This is a genomic window from Streptomyces sp. NPDC001093 (assembly GCF_040298985.1).
GTDB lineage: Bacteria > Actinomycetota > Actinomycetes > Streptomycetales > Streptomycetaceae > Streptomyces.
The window spans coordinates 96,854-111,755 of sequence record NZ_JBEPBF010000010.1 but is presented as its reverse complement, the minus strand read 5'-3'; the positions used below and the strand labels follow the sequence as shown (position 1 = coordinate 111,755).

The 14,902-nt window shown below is 71.0% G+C and carries 14 protein-coding genes and 1 pseudogene; 4 read left to right on the top strand and 11 right to left on the bottom strand.

The features are described from left to right. Positions 1-17: 17 nt before the first annotated feature. The 8 genes from ABT288_RS08080 to argG form a co-directional block, all read right to left on the bottom strand. Positions 18-542 carry a hypothetical protein gene (locus ABT288_RS08080; protein ID WP_351603959.1) on the bottom strand — a complete coding sequence of 175 codons (525 nt, stop codon included), beginning with the start codon at positions 540-542 and terminating at the stop codon, positions 18-20. A 157-nt stretch (positions 543-699) separates the two neighbouring features. After that, positions 700-822, bottom strand: coding sequence for a type B 50S ribosomal protein L36 (gene ykgO, locus ABT288_RS08075; protein ID WP_067117676.1), 123 nt, complete (start codon positions 820-822; stop codon positions 700-702). 155 nt (positions 823-977) lie between these two features. After that, complete coding sequence (rpmG, locus tag ABT288_RS08070) at positions 978-1,142, bottom strand: 50S ribosomal protein L33 (RefSeq protein WP_153537563.1); 165 nt, start codon at positions 1,140-1,142, stop codon at positions 978-980. Between the two features lie 190 nt (positions 1,143-1,332). Beyond that, the gene (locus tag ABT288_RS08065) at positions 1,333-1,728 is read right to left on the bottom strand and encodes a hypothetical protein (protein WP_351603956.1); all 396 of its coding nucleotides are present in this window, start codon (positions 1,726-1,728) and stop codon (positions 1,333-1,335) included. 227 nt (positions 1,729-1,955) lie between these two features. Then, positions 1,956-3,032 carry a fatty acid desaturase family protein gene (locus ABT288_RS08060; RefSeq protein ID WP_351603954.1) on the bottom strand — a complete coding sequence of 359 codons (1,077 nt, stop codon included), beginning with the start codon at positions 3,030-3,032 and terminating at the stop codon, positions 1,956-1,958. A gap of 131 nt (positions 3,033-3,163) precedes the next feature. Beyond that, the gene (gene gap / locus ABT288_RS08055; RefSeq protein WP_351603952.1) at positions 3,164-4,159 is read right to left on the bottom strand and encodes a type I glyceraldehyde-3-phosphate dehydrogenase; all 996 of its coding nucleotides are present in this window, start codon (positions 4,157-4,159) and stop codon (positions 3,164-3,166) included. Between the two features lie 126 nt (positions 4,160-4,285). Further along, positions 4,286-5,242 (bottom strand): GlxA family transcriptional regulator, encoded by a 957-nt coding sequence (locus tag ABT288_RS08050; protein ID WP_351603950.1) that lies wholly within the window; start codon positions 5,240-5,242, stop codon positions 4,286-4,288. A 125-nt stretch (positions 5,243-5,367) separates the two neighbouring features. Next, complete coding sequence (gene argG / locus ABT288_RS08045) at positions 5,368-6,816, bottom strand: argininosuccinate synthase (protein ID WP_351603948.1); 1,449 nt, start codon at positions 6,814-6,816, stop codon at positions 5,368-5,370. 142 nt (positions 6,817-6,958) lie between these two features. Between argG and ABT288_RS08040 the strand changes: the two genes are divergently transcribed. Beyond that, positions 6,959-7,768: a DUF427 domain-containing protein gene (locus ABT288_RS08040; protein ID WP_351603946.1), complete on the top strand. Its 810-nt coding sequence runs from the start codon at positions 6,959-6,961 to the stop codon at positions 7,766-7,768. 69 nt (positions 7,769-7,837) lie between these two features. On the opposite strand, the gene ABT288_RS08035 is transcribed toward ABT288_RS08040, so the two are convergent. Next, positions 7,838-8,731, bottom strand: coding sequence for a winged helix-turn-helix transcriptional regulator (locus ABT288_RS08035; RefSeq protein ID WP_351603945.1), 894 nt, complete (start codon positions 8,729-8,731; stop codon positions 7,838-7,840). Positions 8,732-8,825: 94 nt separating this feature from the next. Between ABT288_RS08035 and ABT288_RS08030 the strand changes: the two genes are divergently transcribed. Next, positions 8,826-9,494: an O-methyltransferase gene (locus ABT288_RS08030; RefSeq protein ID WP_351603943.1), complete on the top strand. Its 669-nt coding sequence runs from the start codon at positions 8,826-8,828 to the stop codon at positions 9,492-9,494. 55 nt (positions 9,495-9,549) lie between these two features. Here ABT288_RS08030 and ABT288_RS08025 read toward each other — a convergent pair whose 3' ends face one another. After that, the gene (locus ABT288_RS08025; protein ID WP_351603942.1) at positions 9,550-11,208 is read right to left on the bottom strand and encodes a penicillin-binding transpeptidase domain-containing protein; all 1,659 of its coding nucleotides are present in this window, start codon (positions 11,206-11,208) and stop codon (positions 9,550-9,552) included. Positions 11,209-11,488: 280 nt separating this feature from the next. Between ABT288_RS08025 and ABT288_RS08020 the strand changes: the two genes are divergently transcribed. Both ABT288_RS08020 and ABT288_RS50150 read left to right on the top strand, forming a co-directional pair. Continuing rightward, positions 11,489-13,825 (top strand): glycosyl hydrolase family 95 catalytic domain-containing protein, encoded by a 2,337-nt coding sequence (locus ABT288_RS08020; RefSeq protein ID WP_351603941.1) that lies wholly within the window; start codon positions 11,489-11,491, stop codon positions 13,823-13,825. Positions 13,826-13,855: 30 nt separating this feature from the next. After that, positions 13,856-14,039, top strand: a pseudogene (locus tag ABT288_RS50150) (glycoside hydrolase family 97 N-terminal domain-containing protein); the annotation flags it as partial. Between the two features lie 252 nt (positions 14,040-14,291). Here ABT288_RS50150 and ABT288_RS08010 read toward each other — a convergent pair. Next, entirely contained in the window at positions 14,292-14,858 is a 567-nt protein-coding gene (locus ABT288_RS08010; protein WP_351603938.1) for a TetR/AcrR family transcriptional regulator, read from the bottom strand. Positions 14,859-14,902: the final 44 nt, after the last annotated feature.

The window sequence follows — 14,902 nt, the reverse complement described above, 5'->3', positions numbered from 1 at the left end:
GGTCGGGCGCGGTGGCGCTACCTGTCGTTCTTGCCGCTTCCCCACCCCTCGGCAGGTTGCCGCCGTGCGTACGACCAGGTCACCGCCGTCAGGAGAACCGGTACGGCGAGGAGCGGAGCGTAGACGAGGGCCCACACGGTGCGCGGCGTGCCGCTCGCGAGGTTCGTTCGGCTGTCCACGGTGAGGGCGACCACCACCTGCGACAACGCCACGAGGATCGTCACGGCCGAAGCCGTCCAGGCCAGCCCGGCCATCGCGCGGGGGTGTCGCGACGGCCGGTCGCGGACGAGAAGGAGGGGGAACAGAGCGGCCAGCTCGGTCAGGACCGACAGGCCGACCACGTAGGCGACTCCCCAGCCCGGTATGGCGTAGGCATCGCGCAACACCTTGTCGCTGTAACCCACGTAGATACCCGATGCCATGGCCAGACGCCACAGGCCCGAGGGTGCCGCGCACCAGGCGATGGCGTGGGCGGCGCGCCGCGCCCAGAGGGGAGCGGGTGGGAGGGTACGGAGAGGAGGCGGCGTGGATGCTGTGGTCATGTCCACCATGCTGGTCGGGGCGGGCGGCCTGCGCCTCGACCGCCAAGCCCGACCCTCTCCGCCGTACGGCGGAGGACGCCCCGCCGGAGGGGGACTTCAGTCTGATTTCGGCGATCCGCCCGTACCACCGATGCACATGTCTTCCCGTCGAGGCCGGTCAGCCCTGGCGGGCCTTGAAACGGGGGTTCTTCTTGTTCACGACGAAGACCACCCCGCGGCGGCGCACCAGCTGGGCGCCCGGCTTGGACTTCAGTGAGCGCAGGGACGTGCGGACCTTCATGGCTGGATTCTCCTCGTACTCAGGTACACACGGCGGTGCCGGTGTGGAAGGGATGGTTCGCCCGCGAGATGTCCACGTCGATCAGCGGGTAGGTGGTGCCGTTTTCCCAGATGTGCCTCCTTGTGGCCGTCGGCCCGAGAGGGCGGCGGCGCGCTTCAGCGTTCCTCGCGGAAGGTGACGTGCCGGCCGGCGACCGGGTCGTACTTGCGCAGGACGAGCCGGTCGGGGTCGCTCAGACGGTTCTTGCGCGTCACATAGGTGACGCCGGTACCCGCCGTCGACTTCAGCCTGACGACGGGACGCACAGTGCTGCGTGCCATGAGAATCTCCCTTGATCGGCACCCCGGGATTGGCCAGGGCATGCCAGCGGACTCGATGGGTGAACCACGCAGGGGTCGCAGGCATTCCCAGGTCGCACAGGACCTCTGCGAGGCGCGGCTGGTCACGGGGGCGTGGAACTGAGCACCGTACGACGATGAGCCCTGCCCCCGAGGGGGCACGGCCGGCCCGTCATGCGTGGGTGCGCGCCACCCGGACGCCCGCTTCCACGGCCTCCGCCCAGTCCACGTACCCCTCTCCCTGGACGAACATCTCGATGATCTCCTCCTCCGCCCAGACACGCCGCTCCTCGGCGAAGTCGGCGCGCGAGCGCAGCCAGGGAAGCGGGACCGAGGGGAAGTGGGCGCGCAGTTCACGGGTGCCCTCGACGCGGAGTCCGGCGGCGACCATCCGGCCGCTCTCCGCGTCGATGTCCCGCTCGACGTCCTCCACGTCCACTCCTCGGTCCGCGAGTTCGCCGATGCAGGCGACCACGGTCTCCATGGCGTGCCGTTCGTGCTCCTCGTCGAGCTCGAACAGGTCGGAGATGTCCTCCTGGCTCCAGCTCCTGGACGGCGTGGGGGACATGCGCGGTGTGATCCTCTCGTGTGTCCGCGGCGGTGGCGAGCAGAGCGACACGGCGCTGCTTCGGACCAGGGCCGTATGCCCTGCCCGGAACCCTGTCCTCCGGTCAGCAGCGGACGATCTTCGTGGATCGGCGGTCGGCCCGCCCACTGGAAGGGGAGACGGTGACGCGGTTGCCGAGGAGGCCGGCGGTCCTGGCGGCCCATCGTCGTCATGCCCCGCGCCCGTCGTCAGGATGCCCTGCGCTGCCGCCTGATCGGTTCTCCCACCCGGTGCATATGGGTGAGGGCCTCGCGGTAGGACCGGATCAGGCCGGTCTCGTGGTACGGCACGCCGATCTCCGCGCAGTACGCGCGGACGATGACCTGGGCCCGCCGCAGATGGGGTGTGGGCATGCTCGGGAACAGGTGGTGCTCGATCTGGTAGTTGAGCCCGCCGAGCAGCACATCGGTGAGCCGGCCGCCGCGTACGTTGCGGGAGGTGAGGACCTGGCGGCGCAGGAAGTCGGGGCGTTCGTCGCCGCTGAAGGTGGGCATGCCCTTGTGGTTGGGTGCGAAGGTGCAGCCGAGGTAGACGCCGAAGAGGCACTGGTGCACGAAGAGGAACGCGACCGCCTTGCCGGGCGAGAGCACCAGGAACAGCGCCGACACATAGGCCGCGAGGTGAAGCAGGAGCAGGCCGCCTTCCAGGGCCCGGTGCTTCATGGCGGGCGAGCGCAGCGCCCGCAGACTCGCGACATGCAGGTTGAAGCCCTCCAGGGTCAGCAGGGGGAAGAACAGCCACGCCTGGTGTCCCCCGATGAGGCGGGCCAGGCCACGGCTGTCGCGGGCCTGGGCGGTGGACCACACCAGGATGTCCGGGGCGACATCCGGGTCGAGTTCCTCGTGGTTGGGGTTGGCGTGGTGGCGGGTGTGCTTGTTCATCCACCAGCCGTAGCTCATGCCGATGCCGAGATTGCCGAAGAGCCGGCCCCATGTCTCGCTCGGCCGCCCGCGCCGGAAGACCTGACGGTGCGCCAGATCATGGGCGACCAGGGCGACTTGGCCGAAGGCGAGGGCCAGGAAGGCCGCCACGGCCAGCTGCCACCAGGTGTCGCCCAGCACGAGGAAGGTGGCCCAGCCCGCCGCCGGCAGCGCGGTCACCAGAGCGAGTCGTGCCGCGTAATAGCCGGGGCGCCGCCTCATCAGGCCCGCCTCGGTGATACGCCGGGACAGCCGCGCGAAGTCGCTGCCGGCTCCGGAGCCGGACGTACGGGCACGGACGGCGGGCGCCTCGGCGGCGGTCGAGGCATGAGTGGAGATCGTCATGCCGTCGAGTCTCGGCGCGCCCGTTCGAACGGAACAGCCGGTCAGACCCCCGACCGGATGGGGGGCTTTCCCTACGACGCCCAGGGTGTTGCCCCCCTGCAGGGCCGCTGACCTCAGGCTTCTCGGGGGGACTACCCGGCGAGGAGTTCGAGCGTGTCGATCACGCGGTGGGAGAAGCCCCACTCGTTGTCGTACCAGGCGACCACCTTGATGTGCCGTCCGTCGACGCGGGTCAGGGCCGAGTCGAAGACCGACGAGGCCGGATTGCCGGTGATGTCGGAGGACACGAGCGGGTCGTCCGAGTACTCGAGGATGCCGGCGAGCGGTCCCTGCGCCGCGGCGCGGTACGCGGCCAGGACGTCGTCGCGGGTCACGTCACGCGCGACGGTCGTGTTGAGCTCCACGATCGAGCCCACCGGAACGGGCACACGGATCGAGTCGCCCGACAGCTTGCCGTCGAGGTTCGGCAGTACCAGGCCGATCGCCTTGGCCGCACCCGTCGTGGTGGGCACGATGTTGACGGCTGCGGCGCGGGCACGGCGGGCGTCGCGGTGCGGGCCGTCCTGCAGGTTCTGCTCCTGCGTGTAGGCGTGCACGGTCGTCATGAAGCCGTGCTCGATCCCGGCGAGTTCGTCCAGCACGGCGGCCAGCGGCGCGAGCGCGTTGGTGGTGCAGGAGGCGTTCGAGACGATCGTGTGCAGGTCCGGGTCGTAGGCGTCGGTGTTGACCCCGTACGCGAGCGTGACGTCGGCTCCGTCGGACGGCGCGCTCACGAGCACCTTCCTCGCTCCGGCGTCGAGGTGTGCCCGGGCGGCCTTCGCCGAGGTGAAGCGGCCGGTCGCCTCCAGGACGATGTCCACACCGAGGTCGGCCCAGGGCAGCTGCGCCGGCTCGCGCTCGGCGAGGACGGTGATGCGGCGGCCGTCGACGACGAGGGCGTCTCCGTCGACGGTCACGGGGCGGCCGAGTCGGCCGGCCGTGGTGTCGTAGGCGAGCAGCCGTGCGAGGGTCGCGGGTTCCGTCAGGTCGTTCACGGCGACGACTTCGAGGGCGCTGCCGCGTTCGAGCAGGGCGCGCAGCACGTTGCGTCCGATACGGCCAAATCCGTTGATGGCAATGCGAGTCATGGGTGAAGTCCCTTCGGTTCCGCTCGGCTCCCTCGGTTCCCCACCAGCGTCGCGTGCCGCCTGCGCGCATGACTGTGTCGAGAGCGCCATGGTTCGCAAGGATCGCGCCAGGGGTCGCGCCGGGGGCTATTCGCCCTGGGTGAAGGTTCGCCGGTACTCGCTCGGGGTGGTGCCGAGGATCTGCTGGAAGTGGGTCCGCAGATTGGTGCCGGTGCCGAGGCCGACGTCGGCGGCGATCTGCTCGATGCTGCGCTCGGAGCGTTCGAGGAGTTCCCGGGCCAGGTCGATGCGGGCGCGCATCACCCACTGCATGGGCGTGTATCCGGTGTCCTCGACGAAGCGTCGGGACAGCGTGCGCGGCGAGACCGCGGCGTGCCGGGCGAGCACCGTGAGGGTGAGCGGCTCGCCGAGGCGGTGCAGTGCCCACTCGCGGGTCGCGGCGAACCGTTCGCCGAGCGGCTCGGGCACGCTGCGCGGCACGTACTGGGCCTGCCCGCCGCTGCGGTAGGGGGCGGCGACCAGACGCCGTGCCGCGTGGTTGGACACGGCGACCCCGAGGTCCTTGCGCAGGATGTGCAGGCACAGATCGATGCCGGAGGCGGCGCCGGCCGACGTCAGCACGCCGCCCTCGTCGACGAAGAGAACGTTCTCGTCCACCCGGATCAGCGGGTGCTTAGCGGCGAGGGCCCGCGAGTAGTGCCAGTGCGTCGTCGCCCGCTTGCCGTCGAGCAGTCCCGTGGCCGCGAGCGCGAACGCGCCGGTCGAGATGGCGGCGAGCCGCGCGCCCCGGGCGTGGGCGGCGAGCAGCGCGTCGACGACGGACCGCGGCGGATCCTCGCGGTCCGGGAACCGGTATCCGGGGATGAAGACGATGTCCGCCCAAGCGAGCGCGTCGAGCCCATGGGCGACGTGGTACGACAGCCCGTCACCGCCCGCCACGAGCCCGGGCTCCGCCCCGCACACCCGTACCTCGTAGGGCATGCTCGCCCGTGTCGTGAACACCTGGGCGGGGATCCCGACATCGAGCGGTTTGGCGCCTTCGAGCACCAGGACGGCGACGCGTCGCAGACGGGGGGAGGGCACGGGACACAGGGTACGAGAAGCTCCCTGCGGTGGGGCTTCCCAGACGGCGGGCGTACGACGGCGGGCCCCGTCGGAGGTGAACCGACGGGGCCCGCTGCCCAAGGGTGTGCGGCCGGTGCAGCGCCTCAGTCCGTGCCGGACTCCATCGCGGCGCGGTCCAGGGCCTCGTCCTCCTCCGTGACCTCGCCGCGGGAGGCGATCGCCTCGGCGCCGCCCTGCGGCATGGCGCCGATCAGGCCGGTGGAGGCGGCCTGGGCCGCGCCGATCAGTGCCGGGTGCTCGGTGCCGACCATGCCCAGCCCGGCGTACTGCTCGAGGCGCGCGCGGGAGTCGGCGATGTCCAGGTTGCGCATGGTGAGCTGGCCGATCCGGTCCGACGGGCCGAACGCGGAGTCCTCGGTGCGCTCCATGGACAGTTTGTCCGGGTGGTAGCTGAACGCCGGGCCCGTGGTGTCGAGGAGCGAGTAGTCCTCGCCGCGCCGCAGCCGCAGCGTCACCTCGCCGGTGACCGCGGCGCCGACCCAGCGCTGCAGCGACTCGCGGATCATCAGCGCCTGCGGGTCCAGCCAGCGGCCCTCGTACATGAGGCGGCCGAGCTTGCGGCCCTCGTTGTGGTACTGGGCGAGGGTGTCCTCGTTGTGGATCGCGTTGACCAGGCGCTCGTAGGCCGCGTGCAGCAGAGCCATGCCGGGCGCCTCGTAGATGCCGCGGCTCTTGGCCTCGATGATCCGGTTCTCGATCTGGTCCGACATGCCGAGCCCGTGCCGGCCGCCGATGGCGTTGGCCTCCATGACCAGCTCGACCGGCGAGGCGAACTCCTTGCCGTTGATCGTCACCGGGCGGCCTTGGTCGAAGCCGATCGTCACGTCCTCGGGCGCGATCTCGACCGAGGGGTCCCAGAACCGTACGCCCATGATCGGCTCGACGGTCTCGACGCCGGTGTCCAGGTGCTCCAGGGTCTTCGCCTCGTGGGTGGCACCCCAGATGTTGGCGTCGGTCGAGTACGCCTTCTCGGTGCTGTCGCGGTACGGCAGGCCGTGCGCGAGCAGCCACTCGGACATCTCCTTGCGGCCGCCGAGCTCGGTCACGAAGTCGGAGTCCAGCCAGGGCTTGTAGATCCGCAGGTGCGGGTTGGCCAGCAGGCCGTAGCGGTAGAACCGCTCGATGTCGTTGCCCTTGAAGGTGGAGCCGTCGCCCCAGATCTGTACGTCGTCCTCGAGCATCGCCCGGACCAGGAGGGTACCGGTGACGGCGCGGCCGAGGGGCGTGGTGTTGAAGTAGGCACGCCCGCCCGAGCGGATGTGGAACGCGCCGCAGGCGAGCGCGGCCAGCCCCTCCTCGACCAGGGCCGCACGGCAGTCGACCAGGCGCGCGATCTCGGCACCGTAGGCCGTCGCACGGCCGGGTACCGAGGCGATGTCGGGCTCGTCGTACTGGCCGATGTCGGCGGTGTAGGTGCACGGGACGGCGCCCTTGTCGCGCATCCACGCGACGGCGACCGAGGTGTCGAGGCCGCCGGAGAAGGCGATGCCGACGCGCTCGCCGACCGGAAGGGAAGTGAGGACCTTGGACATAGGAAGAGTATGCATCATTACGCATGCCCATGCATAGCCCGTGAGGGCAACCGTGTGAGCCCTTCCACTCCCGCCTGGCAAGAGGCCTCCGTGCGCGAAACCATGGAACCGCCGTGGAAGACACCCCTCCGGAGATCCGGTCATGACCACGCTCAGCACCGCCCAGCCCCCGTACACCACCCCGGAAGGCCTGCTCTGGGAGCCCAGTGAGCGCTGGGTGCGGGGCCGGAAGGGCGATGTCACCGTTGTCGACAGCCGCCACCCCGTACTCGTCTGGGAGCCCGGAGTCCCCGTCCCGCTGTACGCCTTCCCGCGCTCGGAGGTCCGCGCGGACCTGCTGCGGCCGGCCAAGAACCCACCAGCTGCAGCCCATACCGGGTCGACGGCCTTCTACGACCTCGACATGGACGGCGAGCTGCTGGAGAACGCGGCATGGACGTTTCCCGCCGACGCCCTGGCCGGCCACATCGCCTTCGAGTGGTTCCGGCGCACCGGCCGGGGCCTGGACCACTGGTACGAGGAGGAAGAGGAGATCTTCGTCCACCCCCGCGACCCGCACAAACGGGTCGACGCCATCCCCAGCAGCCGGCACGTCGTCGTCGAGATCGGCGGCACGGTCGTCGCCGACACCCGCCGTCCGGTGCTCCTCTTCGAGACCGGGCTGCCCACGCGCTACTACCTCCCCCGCGAGGACGTCCGCCTCGACCTGTTCCACCCCACCGACCACCACACCGGCTGCCCCTACAAGGGCACCGCCGAGTACTGGTCCTGGCACGCCGGGCACGGCGAGGCGGATGTTCCGCCCGACGTCGTGTGGAGCTACCCCGAGCCGCTGCCCGCGGTGGCCGCGATCAAGGGGCTGCTCGCCTTTTACAACGAAGCCGTCGACATCACGCTGGACGGCGAACGCCTCGAACGCCCGGTCACGCACTTCACCAGGACGCCGGCCTAGGTGCCGTTCGGCCGCGCTCGCCCCGCTCGACGGAGAGCCGCGTGCCCTGCGCTCCCCACAGGACCAAGCTCACGCGGGCGGATTCCCGGTGGCGGCGATGGCGAGGGTGAACGCCCGCTCCACGGCGGCGGGGATGTCGGTGACCGGGAACAGCGTGTGCCGTACGGTCCGGTCGGGACCGACGACCAGGATGAGCCGCTTGATCCGCAGGTCCTGTCCGGCCCGGAAGGCCGGCAGCCGCAGGCCCGCGGTGAGCTGGAGCTGGGCGTCGGACAGCAGGGGGAAGGGCAGGTCCTCGGCCCGCGCGAAGGCGGCTTGTTCCTCGGGGGTCTGGGTGCTCACACCGTGGACGGCGATGCCCGCGGCCTCGAACTGCGGCCAGGCGGCGCGGAATTGGCGGTTCTCCAGGGTGCAGCCGGCACTGCCGGGGATCGGCGGCCCGGCGAGGCCCGCCGGGACGCCCGGGATGCCGGCCGCGGGATAGGCGAACAGCACCGTGGGGCGGGGCGCGGCGGCCACGGGGTCGTGCGAGCGGCCATCGGTTCCGGGCAGCCGGAGAGCGGCGGGTACGGTCTCGCCGACGAGCGAGGCGACCCGCCGGGCCTCGGCGCCGTGGTCGGGGGCCTCGCCGGTGAGCGTGCCGTCACCGAGCAGCCACCGGTCGGCCCAGTCCTGCAGCGCCACCAGGACCGGCACCAGGCCGCGGCCCTGTTCGGTGAGTACGTACTCGTAGCGGGGCGGCCGGTCCTGGTACGGGCGCCGCTCCAGCACCCGGTGCTCGGTCAGGGTGCGCAGCCGCTCGGTGAGGATCTTGCGCGAGACGCCCAGTTCGCCGGCGAGCCGGTCGAAGCGCACATGGCCGCGCGCGATCTCCCGCAGGACGAGCAGGCTCCACCAGTCCCCCACCACCGCCGCGGCCTGCGCGATGCCGCAGGCGTCGTCGGCCACCCGCCGTGAACTCATCGTCGCGCTCCTCAGGCAAAGCCGTTGACAGGCTGTCGGACCTCCACAGTAGGTTCCCTTTCGGAACTTGATAAGTATCGAAAGGGAACTCACTATGTCCCAGCAGACGTGGACCGCTGTCGACGACTACTTCAACGGGCTGCTCGTGAAGGAGGACGACGCCCTGCTCTCGGCCGCCGGGGACAGCGATGCCGCAGGCCTCCCGGCCATCCAGGTGGCCCCCAACCAGGGCAAGCTGCTGAACCTCCTCGCCCGGATCCGGGGCGCCCGCCGCATCCTGGAGATCGGCACCCTGGGCGGCTACAGCACCATCTGGCTCGCCCGGGCCCTGCCGGACGACGGCCGCCTGGTCACCCTGGAGAGCGACCCGCACTACGCCGCCGTGGCCACCGCCAACATCGCCCGAGCCGGGCTGGACCACATCGTCGACATCCGCGTCGGCAGGGCCCGGGACACGCTGCCCCTGCTCGCGGCCGAGGAAGCCGGCCCGTTCGACCTGGTCTTCATCGACGCCGACAAGCCCTCCAACCCGGAGTACCTGGAGTGGTCGCTGAAGCTCACCCGGCCCGGGAGCGTCATCGTCGGCGACAACGTGGTCCGCGAGGGGGCGGTCACCGACGCGGCCGACGACGACCCGCGCGTGCAGGGCGTCCGCCGTTTCACCGAACTCATCGCCGAACACCCGCGGTTGACCGCCACCACCCTGCAGACGGTCGGCTCGAAGGGCTACGACGGCTTCACCCTCGCCCTGGTCACCGAGTGAGCGACCGACCGGCGGGACGACATCGCCCGCCGGCTGCCGCCGGGGGCGGCGGGGTTCAGCTGCCGGTCAGCAGCCGTCGTACGACATAGCCCGCGGAGTCCACGCCCGAGCTGCCGCCCTCGACGAGCGCCGCGACCGAGATGCGGGAGTTGTAGGCGGTCAGCCAGCCGTTGGTGTGATCGCCTTCCTCCGCGGTGCCGGTCTTGGCACCGACGCCCACCAGCCCGCCCAGACGCGGCGCCGCCGTACCGCTGGTCGCCACATTGCGCATCATCGACTGCAGATAGCCGGCCGTGCGGGCGGAGATGGGCCGCGGCGCCGCCTCCTGGTGCTGTCCCGGCAGGATGACCGGCTGCTGGAAGCCGGCGCCCCGGACGGTGGCCGCCACCGACGCCATGACCAGGGGCGTCGCGGTGACCTTGCCCTGGCCGATGAACTGGGCCGCCTGGTCGCCGCCCTGGACGTCCGGCGGAATGCTCGGGTCGGTCGTGGCGACTCCCCCGCCGATGGACCAGCCGCCCAGGCCGAAGACGTTCACGGCCTCGTCGTTCAGGGCGGAGGCGTCGCCGTCGTGTACGAGGTCGTGGAAACCGTCCTTGATGAAGGAGGTGTTGCAGGACACCGTGAAGGCCTGGGCGAGGGAGGAGCCCGGGTCGGCCCGCACGCCGGAGTCGTTGTGGAACAACTGGCTGTTGGCCATCAGCGAGTCCGTGCACGGCGCCGGGCTGCTCGGCGTGAGACCTGCCTTGTCGAAGAGGGCCGCCGAGGTGATGATCTTCATCGTGGAGCCGGGGGACTTGATGCCGTTGATGGCGATGTCGCCGTCGTCGCCCGAGTGCGCGATCGCCAGGATGTGGCCGTTACGCCAGTCCAGCGCCACGGTACCGGCGGGCTTCTGCTGAAGGTGGGCATCCAGCACGGCGCGCTCGGCCACCGCCTGGAGACCGGCGTCGATGGTGGTCCTGACGACCGCGGGACGGCCCTTGGAGAAGACCTTCAGCGTCTTCACGCCCGCACCGGCGGCGTCGACGACGGCCACACCGGTTCCGGGCGTACCGCCCGCGGGCTTCGCGTTCTTGCCGATCGTGGCCGCGATGTCCCGCAGTGACACGAAGCCGGACAGATCGGTCTTGCCGTCGCTCGCCACGACCTTCGTGCCGCCCGCTCCGGCCGGCAGCTTGCCCGCGGTCAGCGACTGCCCGTCCCCCAGACCCGGATAGAGCACGGAGTTGTTCCAGTGGACCGCCGAGCCACCGTTCGTGCTCTTCAGCACGGCCACCGCGCTCGGGTAGCTCCAGGTACCGCCCTCGACCTGAGCGGTCACGTCGAAGGTGACCTTGGTGGCACCCGGCGTCACCGACGAGGGGCCCGCCGACACGATGTGACCGAACGACAGCTTCTTCAGGTGCAGGCCGTCGGCGTAGTCCCGCAGCGCCTGCGAGGCCGTCCCGGGTACGTCGGTGTCGCCCGCCGCGCCGTCCGGGCGCTGCCGGGACCAGCCGTCCAGGAAGGCGCTGGCCCGCTTCACCGCCTCGGCGTCCGACGGGGGCGTGCTCGACAGCGCCGACGGGTCGAAAGCGCGCGCGTCCTTGGAGTCTGCGTCACCCGCCGAGCCTGAGGTGAGGCCGTGCAGGATGTTGTAGGTACCGATCCCCCCGAGGGCGAGCAGCGCGGTGCAGGTACCGGCGAGGCCGATCTTCACAGCTCTGTTCATGCACGGGATCGTATGTATGTTCCATGAATGTGCGTACGGGTTTCCGTGAAACAGTGTGCGGATCGTCGGTAGATCGTTATCGGAACGTCAGGGATCCTGCTGTCGGCTGCTTCGGTACGGCACCGCCGAGGCTGGGGCCGGCCACCACTCTCAACTCCCGCCACACATCGGATGTGTTAAGCAGTAGCAGCCGTCGAACTCATTGACACGTCCCCCCGCCATCCCTACGTTCCCCGATACACCCGATGTTTCGATGAACCGTCAGGTTTGGAGGGCAACGATGACCTCGCAGCCGGAGAAACGCTCGCCGGTTCCCCGCAGATCCGTACTCGGCACCGCGCTGGGCGGGGCGGCGGTGGCGGCGCTGCCCGGGACGGCCCGGGCGGAACAGTCCGAAGGGGCGGGGCCGTCCGGTGGCACCGGATCGGCGGGCGAAGGCGCCGGGCGGCCCTGGAGACTCCGCGACACCATGACCTCCGACAGCGCGTGGGAAGAGTTCCTGCGCGGCCAGGACCTGCTGTGGACCAGGCTGCCGACGCTCTGGTACGAAGGCCCGTTCCTCGGGGACGGGCTGCTCGGCAGCATGGTCTACCAGGAGCCGGGGGCCAACCGGATCCGTTTTACCGTGCAGCACGGCCGAGTCCAGGACCATCGCCCGGAGTTCGGCAGTGGGTGGGGCACCTGCCGGCTCCCGGTCGGACATCTCACGCTGGATCCGGTCGGCACCATCACCGCGGTCGACTGGCGGCTGAGCCTGTGGAACGCCGAACTCACCGGCACCGTCACCACCACCGCCGGCACCCTCACCCTCTCCGCCCTCATCCACGACGAGGTCTTCGCCGCCCGCGTGACGGCGGCGGGCGGCGAGAAGGTCACCTGGACGTTCCACCCCGAGGACGCCGTCAGCCCCCGGAAGATCCAGGAGGCCCCGCCCGCCGGATACACCGCCAACCCGCCCTGGACCACCCGGACCACCGCCGACGGCACCGCACAGGTGCTCCAGCCGCTCACCGGCGGCGGCCGGACCGCGACCTCCTACCGCCGCTCCGGCGACGACCTGCTGCTCAGCGTCGGCCACAGCTTCCCCTCGTCCTCCGCCGCCGAGGCCGACTCCCTGCGCAACCTCCGGCGCGCACCGTCGTACGGCGTCCTGCGGCGGCGGCACACCGGCTGGTGGCACGCGTTCTACCGGAAGAGCTTCGTGTCGTTCCCCGACCAGCGGCTGCAGAGCTTCCACTGGATCCAGCTCTACAAGGTGGCCTCCGCCAGCCGGGCCGGCGGCCCCGTGATGGCCACCTCCGGGCCGTGGCTGGAGCCCACGCCCTGGCCGGCGGTCTGGTGGAACCTCAACGTCCAGCTGGAGTACTGGCTCATCCAGGGTTTCAACCATCCCGAACTCGACTCGCTCGCCGGCACGTTGCGCCGGAGCCAGGAACAGCTCACCGCCAACGTGCCCGCCGCCTACCGCTCGGACAGCTCCGGCATCGGCCGCAGCTCCGACATGTTCTGCAACCGCGAGGTGGGACAACCGGGCACCGGAGCCGAGACCGGCGACCTCACCTGGGCGCTGCACACCGTGTGGCTGTCGTACCGGCACTCCATGGACCAGTCCCTGCTGCGTGACACGATCTACCCCGTACTGCGCCGGACGATCACCTACTACCTGCACTTCCTCACCCCCGGCAGCGACGGCAAGCTGCATCTGCCGAGCACGCTGTCACCGGAATATCCCGTGGTGCCGCCACAGGACACCAACTACGACCTGGCCCTGATCCGCTGGGGCTGCCAGACGCTCCTCGAGTCGGCTCAACTGCTGGGAATCGATGACGCGTTGAAGCCGCGCTGGCAGGAGGTGCTGGCCCGGCTCACGCCGTACCCGGTCGACGACAACGGCTTCATGATCGGCGCCGACACCCCGTACGCCCAGTCCCACCGGCACTACTCGCACCTGCTCATGGTGTACCCGCTCTACCTCGTCAACTGGGACCAGCCCGAGAACCGCGACCTGATCACGAAGTCGGTGGTCCGCTGGCATGCGCTGACCGGAGCCCACCGGGGCTACAGCTACACCGGCGCCGCCTCGATCTACGCGATGACCGGGGACGGCGACACCGCGATCGGCTACCTGCGGAAGTTCTTCGACCCCAGCACCCGGTACCCGTGCCGCGCCAACACGCACTACACCGAGGCCGGCCCGGTGATCGAGACGCCCCTGTCCGCCTCGCAGTCCCTGCACGACATGTTCTGCCAGAGCTGGGGCGGCGTCGTCCGCGTCTTCCCGGCCGTTCCGTCCGCCTGGAAGGACGTGACCCTGCACAACTTCCGCACCCAGGGCGCCTTCCTGGTCAGTGCCGTGCGCACGGCGGGGGCCACCCGGTTCATCCGGGTCAGAAGCCTGGCGGGCGAGCCACTGAGGCTCCGGCACGGTCTGAGCGGGACCCTCACCGTGCTGCTGGACGACGGCACCCCGGCCCACACCCGGGACCTCGGCGACGGCACCCTCGCCATCGATCTGCCGAAGGGCCGCGAGGTTCTCGTGCACTCCGGTTCCCGGCCCGACCTCGTCATCGCCCCCGTCGCGGTCAGCGAGCCGGGTGCGGCGTGGGGCCTGCCGTAACCGCCGCCCGGACGGGCAGGGTTCTCATGGTCCGGGAAGCGACTCGGCCGCAGGGTCCCTGTGCACGAGACCCTGCTGTCCTTCGCCTCCGCCGCGGGCGCCCGCCTCGGCCTCGTGGTCCGCGCCTCCGCCGACGGCGTCGCCTACCGGTACGTCCTGCCCACCGGGTATGGGCGACGTCCTCGGCGAGACCTCCGCGTTCGACCTGCCGGCGCAGCGGCGACGGCTGGTTCCTCGGCGGGGTGACGGACTCGTCCAGGGCCGGCGGGTACTGCGCGACGGCGACACGTTCGGCGTCGACATCACCGCGAACGGCGGTTTCGCCGGCATCGCCTGCCCCTGGCACCCCGGCATCACCACTTGCTACCGCTGCCCCCTCCCGCCCGAGCGGCCGAACCGCCCTGCGCCGACGGGGCGGTTCGGCCGTACTCACGTCCGGCGACGGGCACCACCGGTCGCGGTGCGCCTACGCGCCCGAGGCCACGGCCTTGAGTTCGGCCAGTGACTCCCGGATCAGCTGCCGCATCGCGCGTTCCTCGCCCGGTGCGATCCAGCGTTCGAAGGCGACCTTGAAGACGGCCATCCCCGCCTCGGCGGCCAGGCTCGCGGTCGGCTCCGCGACGCCGCGGCCACGCAGGGTGTCGGCGAGCGCGGCCGCCATCGAGGCGAGCTTGATCAGCTCGCGCTCCTGGAGTTCGGCGTTCGCGGTGATCACGGCGTGGCGCCGGCGCGCGAACTCCCGCCGGTCGGCGAACGCCTCGGCGACCGCGTCCAGCCCGGCCGACAGCGCGTCGAGCGGCGCCGCGGTCTCCGGGGCGCCGGCGACATTCCGCACGATCAGCTCCTCCAGCTCGCCCGCGCCGGCGAAGAGCACCTCGCGCTTGTCGGCGTAGTGCCGGAAGAAGGTCCGCTCCGTGAGCCCGGCTCGCCTGGCGATCTCCGCCACGGTTGTCTGCTCGTACCCGTACTCGGCATAGAGCTCCAGTGCGGCTTTCGCCAGGCGTCCGCGCGCGTCCGGCTCCCATCTACCCATGCCGGGATCCTACCGTGATGACAGAGCCTGACATCAGGTGTAGC